Here is a 19,478-nt window from a genome sequence, read left to right on the forward strand (position 1 = left end):
CGAAAACAATAGATTAGTGAGATGCTCTTCTTTTTTCAATCTCTTTCGAAGTTGAGAGTGGGGTAGTACTTATACTAAAATATATACCAATTATTGAAATTTTCATGTTCAATTTTCATTATAAAAATACAAAAAATCCTTTGCTATCTAGTTAATACTAGACAGCAAAGGATTTGCTATTGTATTATATTATAATAATAAAAAAAACATTTAAAATCAGATACTTAAACTACTCAACCGTAACTGATTTTGCGAGATTTCTAGGCTGATCCACATCTGTACCGCGCATCACCGCTACATGATATGACAGTAGCTGCACTGGTACGCTATAGACGATAGGGGCAAGCGTCTCGCAAACCTCTGGCACATAAACTACGTGCATTCTATCTTCTGCGACCATCTTGCTTTCTTCACTGGCAAAGACAAACAGCTCACCGTGACGCGCGTGTACCTCTTGCATGTTGGCTTTAAGTTTATCAAACATACTGTCTTTTGGCGCTAGCACCACGATTGGCATGTCTTTATCGACCAATGCCAGTGGGCCGTGTTTAAGCTCGCCTGCCGCATAGCCTTCAGCGTGAATATAAGAGATTTCTTTTAGCTTTAACGCACCTTCTAAGGCAATAGGGAACTGTAAACCGCGACCTAAAAATAAGCAGCTTTTCTTATATTCAAAATGCTCACTCATGACTTTGATCGGCGCATCAAGGTGCAAGCTGGCATGCAGTTGCCCGCGTAGCTCTTGTAACTGACCTAGCAGAGTGGTTAATTTTTCGCCAGTTATACGCGCTTGCACGACACCCACTTTTAACACCAATAACATCAAAGCGGCAAGCTGAGTGGTAAAGGCTTTGGTCGAAGCAACGCCAATCTCAGGGCCCGCAAGCGTTGGTAAAAAGATGTCCGTTTCACGCACCAGTGACGATGTCGGAACATTACACAAGGCTAAGCTGACAAGACCTGCTGGCGTGTACTTTTGAATATCGCGTAGCGCTGATAATGTATCTGCCGTTTCGCCCGATTGCGAAATACAAATGACCAGTGTGTTATCGATGACGACCGGATTACGGTAGCGGAATTCACTGGCCACCTCAACCGAACAGGGTACACGAATGAGGCTTTCAAACCAGTATTTTGCCACCAAACCTGCATGATAACTGGTGCCACAAGCAATGACTTGAACGTGCTTAATGCCCTTTAATTGTGCTTCATGACGCTGTAAAAAGTCATCGCGCAGCTTAGTCGGCTCATCAAAATCTAACGCCATCTCAATCGTACGGGCGACCGCGTCTGGCTGCTCATAGATTTCTTTGAGCATATAATGTTTAAATTCACCTTTATCGGCATTGTGCTGGGCAGCGTCAATTTCATGTATTTGACGTTTAACCTCAACACCATCAGCAAAAACCTGAATACTATTGCGCGTTAATTTAGCAATGTCGCCTTCTTCTAGGTACATAAAGCGATTGGTAACGGGTAAAAGTGCCAATTGATCAGAGGCAATAAAGTTCTCACCAATCCCAACACCGATGACCAAAGGTGAGCCTAAACGAACGGTAATCAGCTCGTCTGGGCAGTCGATATGCACGATGCCAAGGGCAAAAGCGCCGTGCAGCATGGGAATGACCGCACGCACCGCTTCTAATAAATCAGGCGTTGTTTGATAAATGTCGTTGATTAAATGCGCGACGACTTCGGTATCAGTTTGCGAGGTAAACTCGTAGCCTTTAGCAAGCAGCGCTTCTTTTAGCTCGGCATAATTTTCAACGATACCATTGTGTACGACGGCGATTTTGCCGGACACGTGCGGATGGGCGTTGCGCTGTGCAGGCTCACCGTGGGTTGCCCAGCGCGTGTGCGCAATACCAATATGACCATCGAAAAATTCAGGATTTGAGGCAACGGCATCGACCAGCGCTTGTACTTTACCCACTTGACGCTCGCGGTGCAGCTCGCCATCACGGATGACAGTCAAACCAGCCGAGTCATAACCGCGGTATTCGAGGCGTTTTAGACCTTCAAGTAAGATGTTAGCGATATTACGCTCAGCGACTGCTCCAACGATTCCACACATAGATTTTCCTTAAATTCGATGTTTCATGTTTCGATTTTCAATGCTTTAATACTGAAATGCTTAAATGCTCAAAGTCACATTCATAACCCTGATGCTATAAATATAAATAAGCAGCACCACAAAAATTGCCGTACTGCTTACCATTATTCAAAAGGCTTTTATTACATCGGGCTATTTTGACTTTTTAGTCGGACGCTGAAAGTCACTCTTTTGTGTTTGCCGCGCGCGCCCAAATGCCAACGCTTTCTCATCGACATTTTTAGTAATCACAGAGCCTGCGGCAACCGTTGCGGTGTCACCAATCGTGACGGGTGCAACCAAGCTCGCGTTAGAGCCGATAAAGGCGTTATCTTCGATGATGGTTTGTGATTTATTGGCGCCATCATAATTACAAGTAATCACGCCCGCGCCAATATTGACGCTTGTCCCGAGCGTCGCATCACCGATATAGCTTAAATGATTGACCTTGCTACCTTGACCAATCGTTGATTTTTTAATCTCAACAAAATTACCCACTTTACTGTTATTGGCTAAAATAGTATCAGGGCGCAGATGGGCAAAAGGTCCAATATCAACGCCATCACCGATTTGCGCGCCATCAATGACGCAGTAGGGTTTTAGGTGACAGGCATTGCCAATGTGCGCATCTTTTATCACGCAGCCAGCTTCGATATAAACGTTATTGCCCAAGACGCAGTCGCCCTCAAACACCACGCCGACATCGACAAACACGTCTTGGCCAGCGCTCAAACTACCACGAATATCGACACGGCTTGGGTCAGCAAACTGCACGCCTGTGTCTTGCAAATCTGCCACCAGTTTGCCCTGCCACGTGCGCTCTAAGCTGGCAAGCTGTTGGCGGTTATTAACACCTTCAATCTCGAACGTATGTTCAGGCTCAATCGCGACAATGTTAATACCTTCAGCAACCGCCATTTTAACGATATCGGTTAGATAGTATTCTTGCTGCGCATTATCGTTAGACAGTTTGGGCAGATATTTATGCAATAACGCATTATCAACGCAGTAAATACCGCTATTAATCTCTTGGATTTTTTGCTCATCGGCGCTGGCATCTTTTTGCTCAATAATAGCTTCGATATTGCCGTCTTTATCACGTTTGATACGCCCAAGGCCAAACGGATTGTCGACTGTCAGCGTCAACATCGACATACCATCAGTATTGGCAGATTTTAATGCCGTTAAGGTTTTGCAGCTAACTAACGGCACATCGCCGTACAGAATCAGGCTTTGCCCATCTTTTGGTAATTCAGACAGCGTCACTTTGACCGCATGACCCGTCCCTAACTGCTCAGTTTGCGCGACCCAAGTAATCGGCAAATGCGTGTATTTTTCATTGATATCTGCTTGCACTTGCTCGCCGCCGAAACCATAAACGATGATGGTGTCATCAACGGTCAATTGATAGCAAGTGTCAAGCACATGGCCCAATAATGGTTTGCCAGCCAGTGTCTGTAGCACTTTTGGCTTGGCTGATTGCATCCGCGTGCCTTTCCCAGCCGCAAGGATAATTACCGAAAGAGGAGATGTCATAATAGCCCACAAATGTAACAAAATATAATTTTGAATTATAACGCAAATTGCTATTCAACAAAAACGCTATGTCGTGACATCTTTGTAAACTGAGTGTTTAGTTAGCTGTCCATGAGTAACTTAAATGCTAAATATCTAAAAATACAAAATGATAAAAAGGATAAAAAAGTAATATAGTGAGTGAAAAGTAATATCGATACATCACGCACTGCTGATATCAATTTTTTTGCTTGCTGTGCCTACGCAGACAGAGGCTACAAAAAATTGATATCAGCAATACCGTAGCGTTTTTAGGATATTTTGACTATAGATATAAAAGGTGAAAAAGCGAAAATATTTAATTAGTGTATAAAAAGCACACTTCAAGCTAAAAGGTAAGCGAGAAAATAAAAGTATAAATAATGATCCAAACCGCTGCTGCCATCACACCAGCAATGATGTCATCGAGCATAATGCCAAGGCCGCCTGCGACTTTTTTATCCGCCCAGCCAATCGGCGGCGGTTTGATAATGTCAAAAAAGCGAAATAGTATAAAGGCGATAACGAGGGCAAGGATAGAAGAGGTTTGGGCGATATTTTGCCAAAAATTTCCGCTCGCGATACCCATATAAGATAGCGGCAGCAGGGTAAGCCACATGCCCGCCCATTCATCCCAGACAATGTGCGGATTATCATGACCGCCCATCAGCTCTGAGGTACGGCCACATATTGGACTACCAAGCAGGCAAGCTAAAATGGTAATCATTAAAAACGGTACAAAGCCTAAGCTCAATAATGGTATCGCAACGATTAAAGCGCCAACCGTGCCCCAAGTGCCGGGTGCACGGCGCGGCAGACCACTGCCCAAGCCAATACCAAGCCAATAAACCATCCGATCAAGCGTACTTGCATTGGCGGGTAGAGGCGGGCAGTCATTAGCTTTACGGATATCAGGCTTAGATAGGTTGTGATCAATCATGGCTTAACCTGCAAAGTGTTGGTAACCCGTCAGATTGGGCCAAGTAGAAAAGGGAGCGGGAGAAGTTGGCGTAACAGGCTGACCTTGATAATAAATCTCTGGTCGTAAATTCTTAGCTGCATCTGTCCCATTTACCGCTATTACTTCGCCGATACAGGTGACTGGCGTGTCGCTATTATTAACAATCGGTGGCTTGATATGAGCAGGCAAGGTAAAAGCCAGCTCATAATCATCGCCGCCCGCCAACTGACATAATAAGCGCTCAGTTAAATCAACGCTTGCTAATACCTTGCTAGTCGGCAGCTGCTCAAGGTGAATGCGCATACCAACGGCGCTTTGCTCGCAGATATGCCCAAGGTCCTGATACAGACCATCTGAGATATCGATCATCGCCGTTGCACCAATTTTTGCGAGTGCCGCCCCTAAGGAAACACGCGGGGTCGGCATATGCAATCGGTGCGCAAGCTCAATACCAACAGCATTGTCAGGATGTTGTAGCGCATAAGCAGCATCGCCAAGCGTGCCTGAGACATAGACTTTATCGCCAATCTTTGCGCCTGAGCGGTAAACAGCTGGCGTGTTTGCCTCAAGATGACCTTGGGCGCTGACACTAAGTACTAAGTGATCACTGCGCGTGGTATCACCGCCAATAAGGGTCACGCCAAAGAGCTGGCAGGCGTGAAATAAACCTTTGGCAAATTCTGTGAGCCATGACTCATTCACCAAGCGTGCAGGTAGGGCCAACGCCAATAAAATACTGTGAGGCGCTGCGCCCATTGCGGCAATATCTGAGACATTAACCGCGACCGCTTTATAGCCAATTTGAAAGGCTAATTGATTTACCTCATCCCAGTCGGCACTAAAATGCCGCCCTTGAACGAGGGTATCAATGCAGCTAACCAAGCGCGCGCCTGCAGGCAAGCTCGTCACCGCGGCGTCATCACCAATACCTTTTTCGACACTGCCTTTATCAGTACTGCCTGCTCGCGACTGTGCAACATGCATTTGGGAAAATATGCGCTCAATCAGCTCAAATTCATTCATAGCTAGTCTTTACTGTTTTCGTCCGAATTGACAAGGTTTGAGTCATGTAGCCCAACATCAGCTGCGTCGTTATTTTCATTGCTGGCTTTTTCGCTGACATCGTTACTGGCTTTTTCACTAACGACGCTGTCCGCTTTATCGCTATTTTTTGCAGCAGCCTCTTTCTTACTGGCTTTAAATTCACTGATATTTGCCAACGCTTTACTCGCGCTATTGCGTTTGACGCTGGCATTATTGGCACTGATACGTGGTTTGTTTGCAGCAGTCGGCTTATCGCCTGTCTCGGATTCAGTGGCAGTTTCAGCCGTTTTTTCAGTATTAGTAGTAGCTTTGGCTTCAGGCTGTTTAGCATACGCTTGAGTCGCCGCTTTTTGCGAGGTACGCAAATTGGCTTTGTGGTCGGCTTCAACTTCAACAGTACGCAATTCAACCGCCATTTTATCAAGAACAGCGTTAATCAATTTATGCGCGTCAGTGGCGCCAAAATGATTGTTTAGCTTCATCGCTTCATCAAGTACGACTTTATAGGGAATCTCTAAGCGGTTTTGTAGCTCATAAGTTCCAATTAATAAAATGGCGTGCTCGACGGTATCGAGCTTGTCGATGTCACGGTCAAGGTGCTGACTGATAAGGGTGTCCAGCGATTCGATTTGCTCTGGAATATCGCGCATCATTTCATGATAATAGCCGATATGGACGGTATGCATGGCATTGGTCGCGCGCGTACGCGCCGCGATGTCATGGGGTGCATTGTTCTTCCAGCCAAGCTTGCCGTCTTTATCAAAACGGCGATCGGTAACCAGCCACTCATATAAGCCTTGCATGGCAAAGCGCCTGGCTTTACGGATGGCAGTGTGACTGGTCTTATAAGAAGACTCACTCATATCAAAGGTTTGCTCATCCGCACTGCTGCTCGCGACACGAGTAGCTTCAGCTTGTTTGTCATTGGCTTGGGCGGTTTTTGCAGCGCTAATGGCGCGCTTGAGTTGGTCAGTCATAGGGGGTCAATACCTAAATTTTAAATAACTATCTTATAAAAATAGCCTGTTGTAAGAAATAGCATAAAAGTTGTTAAATAGTAGACGACTGGCAGGCTGTGACAGTCGAGTGTTAAAGCAGAGCTTTATAGAACTGTTTATAATGCTTTTTACTATCATATTGGCGCTGCGGTCTATATCAAAGGTGACATAAGTCGCAGCGTCAATTAAATGACAAATAATAGGTTATAAAATGAGAACTTGATTAAGCGTTATCACTATTATCATAGTCATCATCGATGTCTAGCTGCGATAAAACCGCTAGCATCTCAAGCACAACCATCGCCGCTTCTGAGCCTTTATTACCGGCTTTGGTGCCAGAGCGCTCAATCGCTTGCTCAATACTATCGGTAGTGATGACGCCATTAGCAACAGGGATGTTATAATCAATCGCCACGCTGCTGAGGCCTTTAGCAGATTCGCTAGCGACAAAGTCAAAATGCGGCGTGCTGCCGCGGATAATTGCGCCTAAAGCAATGATGGCGTCAAAGCGATCGGATTCAGCAGCGCGCTGAGCAACGAGTGGCAATTCAAACGCACCTGGCACGCGAATGACGGTGATATTGCTACCCGATACGCCATGACGCAGTAGCGCATCAATTGCGCCATCTACCAAGGATTCAACGACAAAACCGTTAAAACGACCGACAACGATGCCGATACGCGCGTCTTCATTTTGGTGTAAGTTGCCATCGATATGGATAATATCATTGCGCTGCTGTTGTAAGTTTGACATAAGAAAATCCTTTGAGTAAGTGGCGTTTAAAACAAAATTTTTATATAAAATCTCGATTGTTTTCAATAGTTAACTGACAAAAATAAATAAGTAGCGCTATGATAGCATTTTTTGCACAGGCATTGATATTTTAGCGATTTTAAAGGCGCATCTGTATGCCTTGCGCGGCCATATATGCTTTGGCCTCCTGCACGGTGTACTCGCCAAAGTGAAAAATACTGGCCGCAAGCACAGCATCGGCGCCGCCTTCTAAGACGCCTTCGGCCAAATGTTGCAAGTTGCCAACGCCGCCTGAGGCAATCACCGGCACATTAACGCAGTTGGTGATTTGCTGCATTAACGCCAAATCATAGCCTTTTTTGGTGCCATCGCCATCCATTGAGGTGACCAATAGTTCGCCTGCGCCAAGCTCTGCCATTTTACCTGCCCAAGCAACCGCATCAATACCCGTTGGCTTACGCCCACCGTGGGTAAAAATCTCCCAGCGCGGCATGATAACGCCATCGACCGTAATATCTTCGACGCGTTTGGCATCGATAGCCACTACGATACATTGATTGCCGAATTTCTGCGCCGCCTCCCCAACGAACTCAGGGGTAAAGACCGCAGCAGAGTTAATCGCTACTTTATCCGCACCCGCATTAAGCAAGTTACGAATATCGGCGATTTTACGCACGCCGCCGCCGACTGTAAGTGGTACAAATACGGTTTCTGCCATACGCTCAACGGTATGATAGGTGGTATCACGCGCGTCACTGGTCGCCGTAATGTCCAAAAAAGTAATCTCGTCGGCACCTTGCTCGTTATAGCGTTTGGCGACTTCAACAGGATCGCCGGCGTCTTTGATATCGACAAACTGCACGCCTTTGACCACGCGGCCATTATCCACATCCAAACAAGGAATGATACGCTTTGCTAACATAGGGTCTTTCACCTTATAATCAATTTATCCGTAAGCGCTAGTCTAGCAAAATCGCCGCTATATCAGGCAGCTTTTCGCAAGATTATTATGCTTTTGACCAAAGTTTGCCCATGCGCGGTACAATCACTGTCATTACCGTAGCCATTTACCTTCTTATTCCATTACCCTAAGTGAGATGTCATGTCCGTCTATACCCAGTTAACCGATGACCAGTTTGCCGCTTTTTGCCAGCGTTTTGGCGTGTCATTTGCGCGTGCCATTCCGATTACCCAAGGTATCAAAAACTCTAACTGGTTTATTCAGACGACTGATGATGTAGATGGCGCGCACTCTTATGTATTTACCTTATTTGAAGAGCGTCCACCAGAAGACATCGAAAAAATGGCGGTCATCCTCAATCAACTGGATGGTAAATTGCCAGTCGCCGCGCCGTTAGCATTGGTTGATTTAGGCGCTGATACCGATAAAAGCTATGTCATACGCTACGATAATAAAGCGATTACCTTGGTTCCTTGTCTGGCTGGCGCGCATCCACAGCAGACCACGCAAGCCATGTGTCATGAAATTGGTGCGGCGTTAGCGATGCTGCATGAAACCTTGCAAGCATTACAGCCTGCAGAAGAATATGGCGTGCCTTTATACCCATGGGCGGAAGTACGCGACCGTGAAACGCAATTTATGCCCGGTGACGAAGCCAAACTGATGAGCGATATTTGGCGTGCTTACTCAGATTTGCCGCTTGCGACGTTGCCAAAAGGCTTATGCCATTTAGACATGTTCGCTGATAATACCTTATGGGACTTATCGTTAAACAATAGCCAAAAAGGCGCAGCGCGCCTCACAGGCTTATTGGACTTTACCGAAGTCAGTGTTGAGCATTACGTGATGGATATTGCCATTACTGTTAATGATTTTTGTACGACGTGGGGTGACGCCGAGCAGGGCGAAACTGTCAACTTTGACCGCAGTAAAATGGCGGCTTTTTTACAAGGCTATGAGTCCAAACGCGCGCTTAATAACGACGAAAAACGCGCTTTACCAGTGATGCTCGCCAAAGCAGCGGTGATTTTTTGGCTATTGCGTTTAAACGTTATTCATTATAACCGTACCGAAGGGCGGACTGGCGATAATATCATGGTCAAAAATCCTGACCTGATGAAACGCTTAGCTGCGTATCATTGGTCGCATGTTGAAAAAGCGCAAAATACGGTGTTTGTTTTAGAACATGCGCTATATAAAGATGATAATAAAGATAATGATGTCGAAGATTTTAAATTAATCGGCGTATTTGCGTCTGAGCAACAAGCGCAAGCCGCTATAAATCAATTAAAATCACAACCTGGTTTTAAAGATTATCCAAACGGTTTCCATATTGATGCTTATCCGCTAAATCAAATTAACTGGTCATCAGGTTTTGGCTTTTATTAAATCCATTTGTATTAACAAGACCTTTAAATGTTTAAAAGGAATTTACCATGACCGATCAAGTTGATAACTGGCACAAACTGGCGCGCTACGATACCAATATGCAAGGCGAGCTGCATGCCAATCTGCTGCGAAATAACGGCATTACGGTGTCTATGCAGCCACTGAGTGCGATGCCCGGCATGAATTCTGGGATTGTGTTGTGGATACAAGATACGGATTTGGCGCATGCGCAGCGTATTTTGGCAAACATTGATACCGATGGGGCAACGCCTTATGAGATGTTTGATGAAACTTTGGAGGCTGCTTCAAGTTCTACCTTAAACCCTGCAAGAGATAACAATCACGGTGGTAAATTATAAATGTGTCAACTCTTAGGAATGAACTGTAATACCCCAACCGATATAGGTTTTAGCTTTGCAGGCTTTCGCCGTCGCGGCGGCATGACTGATAGTCATGAAGACGGTTTTGGTATTGCGTTTTTTGAGCGTAGTGAATGCGCCAATAATGATAACACTGCCAATGCATCGACTGGTTTGCGACTGTTTCATGACAATCATCCGAGCCACTTATCACCCGTGGCTGATTTGGTCAATAATTACCCAATCAAAGCGATGAACGTCATCGCCCATATCCGTAAAGCGACGCAAGGGCAGAACTGCTTGGCGAATACCCATCCTTTCGTCCGTGAAGTGTGGGGCGAGCAGTGGGTATTTGCCCATAATGGGCAGATGAATAGCGAATTTATCAAACGCTGTCAGCGCCTGCAGGATAATGGCAATGCCTCACATTGCCAGCCAGTCGGCAATACCGATTCTGAGATGGCGTTTTGCTACCTTGTTAATCGTCTAAAAAGCAGCTTTAAAACTCGCCCCGATGACCAAACGCTGTTTAACTTTTTAACCACTCAATGTCGCTATTTATCCGCCAACGGTTTGTTTAATTGCCTGATATCAAATGGTCGATGGCAGCTGGCGTATGCGGGCAGTTTATTGTTTTATCTCACGCGTAAAGCGCCATTTGGTGAAGCAAAATTGGCAGATGATGATTTGGCAATTAATTTTGGCGACGTGACTACCGACACCGACAAGGTAACGATACTAGTCACCGTGCCACTGACTGAAAATGAAAAATGGCAGCAGCTGGCTGTCAATGAGTGCCTGATGTTTCAAGATGGCGATGTCATTTATAAAGACAGCCCAAGCCAGCGCAAGTTTTTAACCATTGATGAAGGCATTGCGGTAGCACGGGCGGTTGGGGCGAGTGTTTAGGGTTAGCGGATATTTTATGTTAATTAAATATACAGACCACAACACCTCTTAAACTTCTCACCTGAGCCACAAATACACGGCTGTTTTTGTGTAACAGACATAGAAACAGTCGGGTCGAGGAAATACCAGCGCGCATCCTTATTGGTTTTGTCTGCTACTTTTACAAAAGCAGATAATTCATGATGTGCTTGTAAATCCTCATCCGTCTTAAAATACGCTTTAAACTCAACCTGCGCATGACGTTTGCCAAGTTTTGGTATGTGTTCGATGATTTTTAATCCTGCCCAATTCATCTCTCTTGCCCAGCTTTCAATTGCCTGAGTGTCTAGCAAGTTTTGCTGCGCAGGCAGGGTGGTTTTGACGATATAATCTGGCTTAACTAAGACAAAGGCGCTATAACGCGTGCGCATAAGACGCTCAGCTGATTCTGCCTTTACACTGTTAGTTTTATCGGCTTCTTGACTTAAAACATTTTGACTTAAAGAACTGTCATGATACGGCTGACAGCAATCTTTATAAAGTAGCGCGGCGCCGATAGCATCTGAGGCTGGGTTAATTTGGCAAGGACAAACTTGTAAATTAGGTAGCATAGTTTACTCGGATTATCATTTTGAATTTAGTGACATTTATACGTTAACGCTGCATATTCTTTATCATCTCAGGCAGTATGCCGACTTTTAGCTGCGCCCAAGGCGCCGGATCACTGAGCTGCTGCCAAAACGGCTCAAAAGGCGGCGCAAAATAGACCAATAACGCTAAAATAACGTACAAGAGCAAATACCACCATTTGTCTTTGTGCTGATAAAACTTCATTGCCGTGCCCGATGAGCGTTTTAGCTTCATGTTAGATAAATTCACGCTATAAATCTCATCCAGTGCCAAGTGTACCAGCGCGCCGCCAAATAAAAATAGTCCGTAAAACCAGCTCACCGTTAATGACAGATGCAAGATATCATAGCTTACATAAGTCAGCGCCAAGCCTAATATTGCCATGTAAGGGACGGAGTGAATCACGCCGCGGTGCACGGTCATGTTGGTAAAAATCGAGAACACCGCATAACGCATAAAGCCGTAACCGGCCAGCCATAACACGATCAACGCCAATAAACTCAGCTCACTGCGCCAGTGCATGACCAAACCAAAGGCAAAAACAAAAGAGGTGATGTTAAAGCCAAGTTTAATCGGCGTTGAATGATCAGAATCCAAATCAGGCAGCAATCCGCCAATGGTGCCGAGCGCCACGCACATCAAAAACCCTGAATCATCGAGCAATCCAGCTTTATAAATCGTTAAACTCATCGTACCACTGACCATAAAGGCGGTATTTAAGTGGGTATTAAAATTTGCCATAAAAACTCATCAATAAATAGCGCGCGAAACCAGCGTTTCGAGCGGCTCGTCTAGCCGTAAAAAAGCGCTCCATGATACCATAGCGTAGCCATACCGCTAACCGAGATACCCAATATGACTGCCACCAACTTATCCAGCACACTTCATTCTGACATCCATTTTGAGCATCCGTCTGCATTTGCCAATAGCCTTGATAGCAGCTTTGCTATGATTGACTGGCAAGCGCCTTGGCTTTGTCATTTGCATCAATTGAGCTACCTAAGTAAAACCATTCGCCAACTCAGTACGGTAAAAGCTGATAGTTCTAATACTGCCAAAATTGAAAAGACACCTGATATTATTGCCAAGGTGTTAAACACGGCGCTGCAGCAGCAAAGTGAGCGCACCCAACAGCCACTACCGCAAACCAAACCTTCGCTGAACAATCAAACGCAAACCTTACGATTTGTCTCGCAAGATGCGCTGCCAGAGGGGGAAGCGTACGAGAGCTTTATTGGCACTACAGGCAACATTCCGACGCGAGATAATTTGCACGATTTATTTAACGGTAGCATTTGGCTAACCTTCCCAAAGACTAAGGCGCTGCTGAATTATTATCACATGAATGAAATTGCGGTGCAGGGAATTGGCGGCAGTCGCGGGCGTGTGCGCGATACCATTACCGTCTTTGATGAAAACGGCGCAGTGCTGGTCACGGCCGACCCTAGCATTGGTGAGGCGTTGGTAGGTTTTGATTGGCAGGGCAGTTTGGTAAATCCGCGTGACAAATGGGATAACCCAAAGCAGCTTAACAGTGGTGCTCAGGCTGCGGTTTATATTTTTGGTCATGCATTGCTAGAAAAGCTTATACAGCCGCGCAAAGCATTGTGCGCCCATAGTATCGTGATCAATGTCACGCAAGATTTTTTTGCCTTATCATTGCCTGAGCGCCTGCGCTATTTAGATCAAAAAGTTGCGGATTATATGGACGCCTTATTATCCCAACCAGAGGTCACACCGCGCAAACTGTCTCCCTTACCCATTTTGGGAGTGCCGCATTTTTGGGTAGCAAATAGCACTGTCAGCTTTTATGACGATAGCCACGTATTTCGTAGTGGTCGCCGCCGTCAAACTTAGAAGACAGTAGGAAACAAGCGCGCACTTTGCCAGTTAATCGTTAAAGCGTAACCGCTAAAGCATTGCTATGTTTACGATTGTGCCACGATTCAACACCATCTAGACGTTAACAAAACGCAGGTTATTTGCTATGGTAAAGACATTAGCGTTACCTCCAACCATTTAGTTTAACTGCTTCATTTTAAAAAGAATTAAACCACCACTATTTAGCCACCAGTCATCAGCATAAATGCTTATACATTGATAGTCATATTGATTTAAAACTAAGTCATGTTTAGGATCTATAACAACGATAAGGAAGCTACCATGAGTGATATTTTTAATGTAAAAGACACGATCGAAGTCGCGGGCAAGAAGCATGCTTACTATAGCTTGCCGAAGCTGACCGACACTTACGAGAACATCAGCACCCTGCCATTTTGTATGAAAATCGTCTTAGAAAATCTACTACGCAATGAAGACGACGGCCAGTCTGTCGGTAAAAATCATATGGAAGCCGTGGCCAATTGGGACGCGGGCGCAGAAGCGTCAAAAGAGATCGCCTTTATGCCAGCGCGTGTGGTTTTGCAGGATTTCACTGGCGTACCATCGGTTGTGGACTTGGCTGCGATGCGCGATGCGGTGGTTGAGCTTGGCGGCCGCGCTGAGCAAATTAACCCATTTATCCCTAGTGAACTGGTCGTTGACCACTCGGTACAGGTCGATGCCTATGGCCGCGAGGATGCGTTAGATTTAAACGAAAAAATTGAATTTAAACGTAATAACGAGCGTTATGAATTTTTACATTGGGGCAAAAATGCCTTTAAAAACTTCGTCGTGGTACCACCAGCGACCGGTATTGTGCATCAGGTTAACCTTGAGTATTTAGCGCGCGTCGTGATGGCGGCTGAAGTCGATGGTGAACTGATGGCTTATCCAGATACGGTGTTTGGTACGGACAGTCATACCACGATGATTAATGGTATTGGCGTCCTCGGTTGGGGCGTCGGCGGCATCGAAGCAGAAGCGGCGATGCTCGGTCAACCGTCCTCTATGCTAATCCCGCAAGTGGTCGGTTTTGAGCTGACGGGTAAACTTAGTGAGGGCGTTACTGCAACAGATTTGGTATTGCGTGTCGTTGAGATGCTGCGGGCGCATGGGGTGGTCGGCAAATTTGTCGAATTCTACGGCGAAGGCTTGCACAGCATGCCGCTTGCTGACCGTGCCACGATTGCCAACATGTCGCCAGAATATGGCGCAACTTGCGGTATTTTCCCAATTGACCAAATGGCGATTGATTATCTGCGTCTATCAGGTCGTGATGAAGCGCAAATCGAGTTGGTTGAAAAGTATGCCAAGGCGCAAGGTTTATGGCACGATGCCAATACGCCAGCCGCTACTTACTCAAGCAAACTAGAGCTTGATTTATCATCGGTGAAGCCTGCGCTTGCCGGTCCAAACTTGCCACAGCAGCGTATCAATTTGTCTGATATGCACGAAAAATTTGGCGAAACCTTAGAAAAAATGACCAAAGACCGTAAGTCGGAGATTGATGGTAAGGTGCGCTTTGACCAAGAAGGTGCCCAGCAAGAACAGGCAAATAGACTGTATGCTAAGCCTAATGTGTTCTCTGATGTTAATATCAATGAAAAGATGCATAAGCTACGCGACGGTTCTGTCGTCATCGCGGCGATTACTTCTTGTACCAATACTTCAAACCCTGCGGTCATGATTGGCGCGGGCTTGGTGGCAAAAAAAGCCGCGGCAAAAGGGTTAAAAGCCAAGCCTTGGGTCAAAACTTCATTGGCGCCAGGATCAAAAGTAGTGACGGACTACCTTGAAAAAACCAAACTCATGGATGAGCTAGAAAAAACCGGTTTTTATCTGGTGGGTTATGGTTGTACCACGTGTATCGGTAACTCAGGACCACTGCTCGAAAGTATCGAGCAAGGTATCGAAGAAAACGATTTGGTTGCTGCTGCGGTGTTATCTGGTAACCGTAACTTTGAGGGTCGTATTCACTCCCACGTAAAAGCCAGTTATCTGGCGTCGCCGCCGCTTGTCGTTGCTTATGCGCTGGCGGGTACGGTAGATATTGACTTAACCACGCAACCACTAGGGCAAGATCAAGACGGCAACGATGTCTATCTAAAAGACATTTGGCCGACGTCAGATGAGATTAATGAGCTGATTGCCAATAATATTGATGCGGATATGTTCCGCAAAAATTACGGTGAAGTATTCGATGGTAGTAAAGAGTGGAATGCCATTAGCTCAGCAGATAGCCAGTTGTACCCATGGAGCGAAGAATCTACTTACATCAAAAACCCACCATTCTTTGATGGGATGACCATGGAGCCAGAAGGTATTCCTGATATCGAAGGCGCACGTATCTTGGGTCTATTTGGTGATTCAATCACCACCGACCACATCTCGCCAGCCGGTAATATCGCTCCAGATTCGCCAGCAGGCCGCTACTTGCAAGAACGCGGTGTGATGCAAGCCGACTTTAACAGCTATGGCTCACGCCGTGGTAATGATGCCGTGATGACGCGCGGTACGTTTGCCAATATCCGGATCAAAAACCAGATGATGGGCGGCAAAGAGGGTGGTTATACTTACTACTTTAAAGACGACAGCGCGACGCTACAAGATGGTGAAGAAATGGCCATTTATGATGCGGCGATGAAGTATAAAGAAGACGGCCGTCCGCTCGTGGTCATTGGTGGTATGGAGTATGGTTCAGGTTCAAGCCGAGACTGGGCTGCCAAAGGCACCATTTTACTTGGCGTCAAAGCGGTATTGACCAGCTCATTCGAGCGTATTCACCGTTCAAACCTAGTCGGTATGGGCGTCCTGCCCCTGACCTTTAAAGACGATGAAAATGCCGATACTTATCATCTAGATGGTTCTGAAGTGCTAAGTATCACAGGCCTTGATAATGGCGAAAGTAAAACCGCAACAGTCACGGCGACACGTGCCGATGGCTCAACTGAAACCTTTGAGGTAAACGTCATGCTCCAGACACCAAAAGAGCGCGAATACGTGCGTCATGGCGGCGTATTGCACTATGTACTACGTCAATTGGCAGCTGAGAGTAAAGACACTGCGTAACGGTTAATTAAGCTTAGTATGATAAAAAGCCCAACCTCAGTAAAATAGGGATTGGGCTTTTTTATGCAGAATGCTTTTTTAATTCGTTATTTTTACCTTTAACCCTTCTCAGTCAACAGCTTAATCCCTAAGCCGATAAATACCACACCGCTTATTCTATTTAACATCACTTCGATAGTAGGGTTTTTTCTGAGCTTTGCACTGAACTTTGACGCCAGTAATGCCAAACACAAGCACCATATAAAGCCCGTTAGCGCAAAGGTTAAACCTAAAAGTAAAAAGGACAATGTGCTATGTGTATAGCTAGGATTGATAAATTGCGGAAAGAAAGCTAAGAAAAACAAAGCAACTTTTGGATTAAAAGTATTGGTCAGCACCCCTTGTTTATAAATTTGCCCATAATCTAAAACGCTAGCAAGCGTATGGTCATTTACCGGTAAGTTATCGGCTATTAGTCCATCTTGTTTCGTGATAAGCATCTTAAGGCCCAAATAGCCCAAATAGCTGGCGCCAATATATTTAACAATCATAAACGCTGTCGGGGAGTTGGCAAGTAAGACGGACAAGCCCAGTGCGGCTAATAAGGTGTGCACTAAAATACCTGAGATAATACCCAGCACAGAATAAAACCCAGCCGTTTGCCCTTGTGAGACACTGCGGGTAATAATATACATGCTATCGCTGCCGGGGGTTAGGTTTAACAAAATCGCCGCCATGACAAACCCTAGATAGTTCTCAATACCAAACATCGCTGGCATACCTTTTAGATAATAGAAGCAACGCTTAGTATAGGTTTGAGCAAAACAATATGTCCAGCTTTATAGCTTTTAAAAGCGCCTATCAATAAAAATGGCTAGGCGAAAAAAAGCCCAACCACGATATGTCGTCGTTGGGCTTATTGATGAGTGTTAATATGAGTACTAGTAAATGCGCTAATACTTATTTATGCTAATTTCATTTAACAGCTTAGCGTACGTTATCACCGAGAGTAACGATAGGCTTGTCTAAACGATGATTTGCTGCGGCACTTCTTGCACCCATGATAGCGGCGATAAAGGTTAGGATGGTGCTGATTAACCAAAATAGGCCACTATATAATGCCGCCTTACGAGCAACGTCTTCTGCTTGTTGTAGTTTTTCTTCAGCTGCTGCTTTTGCTTCAGCGATATTTTGCTCTGTTTTCATTTTATATTCGTTAAACGACTGCTGAACTTCGGTACGAACCTCGATAGCTTGCGCTTCTGTTAGGCCTTCTTGTTGCAAGCGCGTGATAAGCTCAGGACCCTCTAGAGTCTGCTCAATTGATGCCATACGCTGTTTTGTATAGTCATCAATGTGGCGCCATGTATCGATATCGGTGAAATCCATATTGGCGACTTGAGTTTTGGTACTGTTTACCATGTCCTTAACCACACGACTGGTTGCAGCAACTTGCTGCTCATTTAAGTTTTGCGTGTTTTTTGCAATCATCGCTTGGATATCTTCTTCGCTAATATCACCTGAAACGCGCTGATAAATTTCTTGCGCTTTTTGCTGCACGCCTTCATTTTGTGACGCTTGACCGGCCGCCGCCGCGCCCGCCGTTGCAGTAGTAGCAGCCGTTTTAGCCACGGTACCCACTGTAGAACCTACCGCATTACCTGCTGTCGTCAGGATACTAGTCGCGCTACTTAAGGTAAAAAAAGTGGTAAATAAAACAATCAAAGCGGCCGTTAGCATACCCGTTAAAGTCGCATCTTTTGGATCGATATCGGTACCATCACCAAATAAAGCTTCTGGCGCAGAAAATTTAATCGCATAATAACCGGCCACAAAAGCACTAACCAAGGCCGTAATAACCGCATAAATACCACCTGCGATACTGGTGCCTTTTAAATCAAAGGGTAAAAATGAGCTCAGTACTAAAGCGAGGGCAACCATGGCCATAACGATGATCAGTCCCATGACCAGACCGGCGAGTACACCGCGCCAGGAGGGACGACGCTGAGGGATATAAGTAGATAACATAACCATTCCTTTTTAAAATTTCTTACTCTTGTATGAATATTTATAATTTTCATTATCTCGATGAGAGGCGTTGTACAAGACCCAACATTTACTACCCATCATCGTTATTTGTCATTCATCGTCCTCTACCGGCAATGAATATAGTATAAGCATAAGGAAAAGAAGGGCTTATTAATAATACTGTTAAGTAGAAAAACATGATGAATGTGTATAGGAGTGTTAATAAAAGTGACAAAATCAGTAGAATGTAAGTAGATGTAAGAAAAAACTAACAAATTAATGTTTGGACTAGAATGACTTTTTAGAAATGGATGAGAGAAAATACAGACGAAAAAAAGCCCAGTCACCATAAGATGACTGGGCTTTTTTATTGTGCGCTTATTAGTCTGATCTAGTGTTTATCTATGCTAAACAAAAGTGCTAATAACTGACGCCGAATAGTGGCGTCCCCAGGGGGATTCGAACCCCCGTTACCGCCGTGAAAGGGCGGTGTCCTAGGCCTCTAGACGATGGGGACGCATAGAGTGTTATAACCGGTGGTTACAACGGTACTTCACAATATCAGAGTGCTTATCTATTAATAGAGCAAGCCTTGCCTAGGTGCTGATATCGTCCTACTAGCGAGTATTTATATCAAGTTTCAGTAAACTGAGCGTTGCGATAAATAGTATGGTGGAGCTAAACGGAGTCGAACCGTTGACCCCTTGCATGCCATGCAAGTGCTCTACCAACTGAGCTATAGCCCCTCGCTAAGAGTGTGCGTATTTTAGGTAAGAGCGGCAGTCTTGTCAACCGCTATTTTAAAAAAAAGCAAAAATAATTAAAAAAACAAGATGAATAGTATTTAAATATATCGCTATAAGCATTTAAGCACGGGTGTTAACGTAAAAA

16 protein-coding genes and 2 tRNA genes are annotated in these 19,478 nt (G+C 45.2%); 5 read left to right on the top strand and 13 right to left on the bottom strand.

The genetic code is table 11. From position 1 onward, the window contains the following. Positions 1-229: 229 nt before the first annotated feature. From glmS to hisF, 7 genes are all read right to left on the bottom strand, one after another. A complete protein-coding gene (glmS, locus tag B4240_RS07015) occupies positions 230-2,074 on the bottom strand; it encodes a glutamine--fructose-6-phosphate transaminase (isomerizing) (protein WP_296237793.1) in 1,845 nt (614 codons plus the stop codon). 171 nt (positions 2,075-2,245) lie between these two features. Beyond that, on the bottom strand, positions 2,246-3,628 hold the full coding sequence (gene glmU, locus B4240_RS07020) for a bifunctional UDP-N-acetylglucosamine diphosphorylase/glucosamine-1-phosphate N-acetyltransferase GlmU (protein ID WP_296237795.1): 1,383 nt from the start codon (positions 3,626-3,628) through the stop codon (positions 2,246-2,248). A gap of 367 nt (positions 3,629-3,995) precedes the next feature. Then, the gene (locus B4240_RS07025) at positions 3,996-4,586 is read right to left on the bottom strand and encodes a phosphatidylglycerophosphatase A family protein (RefSeq protein WP_296237797.1); all 591 of its coding nucleotides are present in this window, start codon (positions 4,584-4,586) and stop codon (positions 3,996-3,998) included. Positions 4,587-4,589: 3 nt separating this feature from the next. Beyond that, positions 4,590-5,630, bottom strand: coding sequence for a thiamine-phosphate kinase (gene thiL / locus B4240_RS07030; protein ID WP_296237799.1), 1,041 nt, complete (start codon positions 5,628-5,630; stop codon positions 4,590-4,592). Between the two features lie 2 nt (positions 5,631-5,632). Continuing rightward, complete coding sequence (gene nusB, locus B4240_RS07035) at positions 5,633-6,628, bottom strand: transcription antitermination factor NusB (protein WP_296237801.1); 996 nt, start codon at positions 6,626-6,628, stop codon at positions 5,633-5,635. Between the two features lie 244 nt (positions 6,629-6,872). After that, positions 6,873-7,403, bottom strand: a complete 531-nt coding sequence (ribE, locus tag B4240_RS07040; protein ID WP_296237803.1) for a 6,7-dimethyl-8-ribityllumazine synthase — start codon at positions 7,401-7,403, stop codon at positions 6,873-6,875. Between the two features lie 139 nt (positions 7,404-7,542). Next, positions 7,543-8,325: an imidazole glycerol phosphate synthase subunit HisF gene (hisF, locus tag B4240_RS07045; protein WP_296237804.1), complete on the bottom strand. Its 783-nt coding sequence runs from the start codon at positions 8,323-8,325 to the stop codon at positions 7,543-7,545. A gap of 180 nt (positions 8,326-8,505) precedes the next feature. On the opposite strand from hisF, the gene B4240_RS07050 reads away from it, so the two are divergent. Genes B4240_RS07050 through B4240_RS07060 form a run of 3 tightly spaced genes read left to right on the top strand, consistent with a single transcriptional unit; the run spans position 8,506 to position 11,021 of the window. Continuing rightward, the gene (locus B4240_RS07050) at positions 8,506-9,753 is read left to right on the top strand and encodes a homoserine kinase (protein ID WP_296237806.1); all 1,248 of its coding nucleotides are present in this window, start codon (positions 8,506-8,508) and stop codon (positions 9,751-9,753) included. 47 nt (positions 9,754-9,800) lie between these two features. Continuing rightward, positions 9,801-10,112 (top strand): hypothetical protein, encoded by a 312-nt coding sequence (locus B4240_RS07055; RefSeq protein WP_296237808.1) that lies wholly within the window; start codon positions 9,801-9,803, stop codon positions 10,110-10,112. Continuing rightward, positions 10,113-11,021, top strand: a complete 909-nt coding sequence (locus tag B4240_RS07060; RefSeq protein WP_296237810.1) for a class II glutamine amidotransferase — start codon at positions 10,113-10,115, stop codon at positions 11,019-11,021. It begins immediately after the preceding gene. Positions 11,022-11,044: 23 nt separating this feature from the next. On the opposite strand, the gene B4240_RS07065 is transcribed toward B4240_RS07060, so the two are convergent. Further along, the gene (locus tag B4240_RS07065; protein ID WP_296237812.1) at positions 11,045-11,611 is read right to left on the bottom strand and encodes a YchJ family protein; all 567 of its coding nucleotides are present in this window, start codon (positions 11,609-11,611) and stop codon (positions 11,045-11,047) included. 43 nt (positions 11,612-11,654) lie between these two features. Continuing rightward, entirely contained in the window at positions 11,655-12,371 is a 717-nt protein-coding gene (locus B4240_RS07070) for a metal-dependent hydrolase (RefSeq protein ID WP_296237814.1), read from the bottom strand. Between the two features lie 114 nt (positions 12,372-12,485). On the opposite strand from B4240_RS07070, the gene B4240_RS07075 reads away from it, so the two are divergent. Together B4240_RS07075 and acnA are read left to right on the top strand one after the other, a co-directional pair. After that, on the top strand, positions 12,486-13,487 hold the full coding sequence (locus tag B4240_RS07075) for a DUF3025 domain-containing protein (protein ID WP_296237816.1): 1,002 nt from the start codon (positions 12,486-12,488) through the stop codon (positions 13,485-13,487). Between the two features lie 306 nt (positions 13,488-13,793). Then, positions 13,794-16,580 (top strand): aconitate hydratase AcnA, encoded by a 2,787-nt coding sequence (acnA, locus tag B4240_RS07080; RefSeq protein ID WP_296237818.1) that lies wholly within the window; start codon positions 13,794-13,796, stop codon positions 16,578-16,580. A gap of 98 nt (positions 16,581-16,678) precedes the next feature. On the opposite strand, the gene B4240_RS07085 is transcribed toward acnA, so the two are convergent. The 4 genes from B4240_RS07085 to B4240_RS07100 form a co-directional block, all read right to left on the bottom strand. After that, on the bottom strand, positions 16,679-17,329 hold the full coding sequence (locus B4240_RS07085; protein ID WP_296237820.1) for a LysE family translocator: 651 nt from the start codon (positions 17,327-17,329) through the stop codon (positions 16,679-16,681). A 217-nt stretch (positions 17,330-17,546) separates the two neighbouring features. Continuing rightward, a complete protein-coding gene (locus tag B4240_RS07090) occupies positions 17,547-18,587 on the bottom strand; it encodes a hypothetical protein (protein ID WP_296237822.1) in 1,041 nt (346 codons plus the stop codon). 441 nt (positions 18,588-19,028) lie between these two features. Further along, positions 19,029-19,104, bottom strand: a tRNA-Glu gene (locus tag B4240_RS07095). A 153-nt stretch (positions 19,105-19,257) separates the two neighbouring features. Continuing rightward, a tRNA-Ala gene (locus tag B4240_RS07100) sits at positions 19,258-19,333 on the bottom strand. Positions 19,334-19,478 lie beyond the last annotated feature (145 nt).

Origin of the sequence: Psychrobacter sp. UBA5136 (genome assembly GCF_002414005.1) — a bacterium.
Taxonomy (GTDB): Bacteria; Pseudomonadota; Gammaproteobacteria; order Pseudomonadales; family Moraxellaceae; genus Psychrobacter.

Bases quoted from the DNA above. Each gene is read 5' to 3' on its own strand.
- B4240_RS07065 (WP_296237812.1), bottom strand. From the start codon at position 11,611: ATGCTACCTAATTTACAAGTTTGTCCTTGCCAAATTAACCCAGCCTCA.
- B4240_RS07025 (WP_296237797.1), bottom strand. From the start codon at position 4,586: ATGATTGATCACAACCTATCTAAGCCTGATATCCGTAAAGCTAATGAC.
- B4240_RS07070 (WP_296237814.1), bottom strand. From the start codon at position 12,371: ATGGCAAATTTTAATACCCACTTAAATACCGCCTTTATGGTCAGTGGT.
- hisF (WP_296237804.1), bottom strand. From the start codon at position 8,325: ATGTTAGCAAAGCGTATCATTCCTTGTTTGGATGTGGATAATGGCCGC.
- B4240_RS07050 (WP_296237806.1), top strand. From the start codon at position 8,506: ATGTCCGTCTATACCCAGTTAACCGATGACCAGTTTGCCGCTTTTTGC.
- ribE (WP_296237803.1), bottom strand. From the start codon at position 7,403: ATGTCAAACTTACAACAGCAGCGCAATGATATTATCCATATCGATGGC.
- glmU (WP_296237795.1), bottom strand. From the start codon at position 3,628: ATGACATCTCCTCTTTCGGTAATTATCCTTGCGGCTGGGAAAGGCACG.
- B4240_RS07055 (WP_296237808.1), top strand. From the start codon at position 9,801: ATGACCGATCAAGTTGATAACTGGCACAAACTGGCGCGCTACGATACC.
- glmS (WP_296237793.1), bottom strand. From the start codon at position 2,074: ATGTGTGGAATCGTTGGAGCAGTCGCTGAGCGTAATATCGCTAACATC.
- thiL (WP_296237799.1), bottom strand. From the start codon at position 5,630: ATGAATGAATTTGAGCTGATTGAGCGCATATTTTCCCAAATGCATGTT.
- nusB (WP_296237801.1), bottom strand. From the start codon at position 6,628: ATGACTGACCAACTCAAGCGCGCCATTAGCGCTGCAAAAACCGCCCAA.
- B4240_RS07060 (WP_296237810.1), top strand. From the start codon at position 10,113: ATGTGTCAACTCTTAGGAATGAACTGTAATACCCCAACCGATATAGGT.
- B4240_RS07085 (WP_296237820.1), bottom strand. From the start codon at position 17,329: ATGTTTGGTATTGAGAACTATCTAGGGTTTGTCATGGCGGCGATTTTG.
- acnA (WP_296237818.1), top strand. From the start codon at position 13,794: ATGAGTGATATTTTTAATGTAAAAGACACGATCGAAGTCGCGGGCAAG.
- B4240_RS07090 (WP_296237822.1), bottom strand. From the start codon at position 18,587: ATGTTATCTACTTATATCCCTCAGCGTCGTCCCTCCTGGCGCGGTGTA.
- B4240_RS07075 (WP_296237816.1), top strand. From the start codon at position 12,486: ATGACTGCCACCAACTTATCCAGCACACTTCATTCTGACATCCATTTT.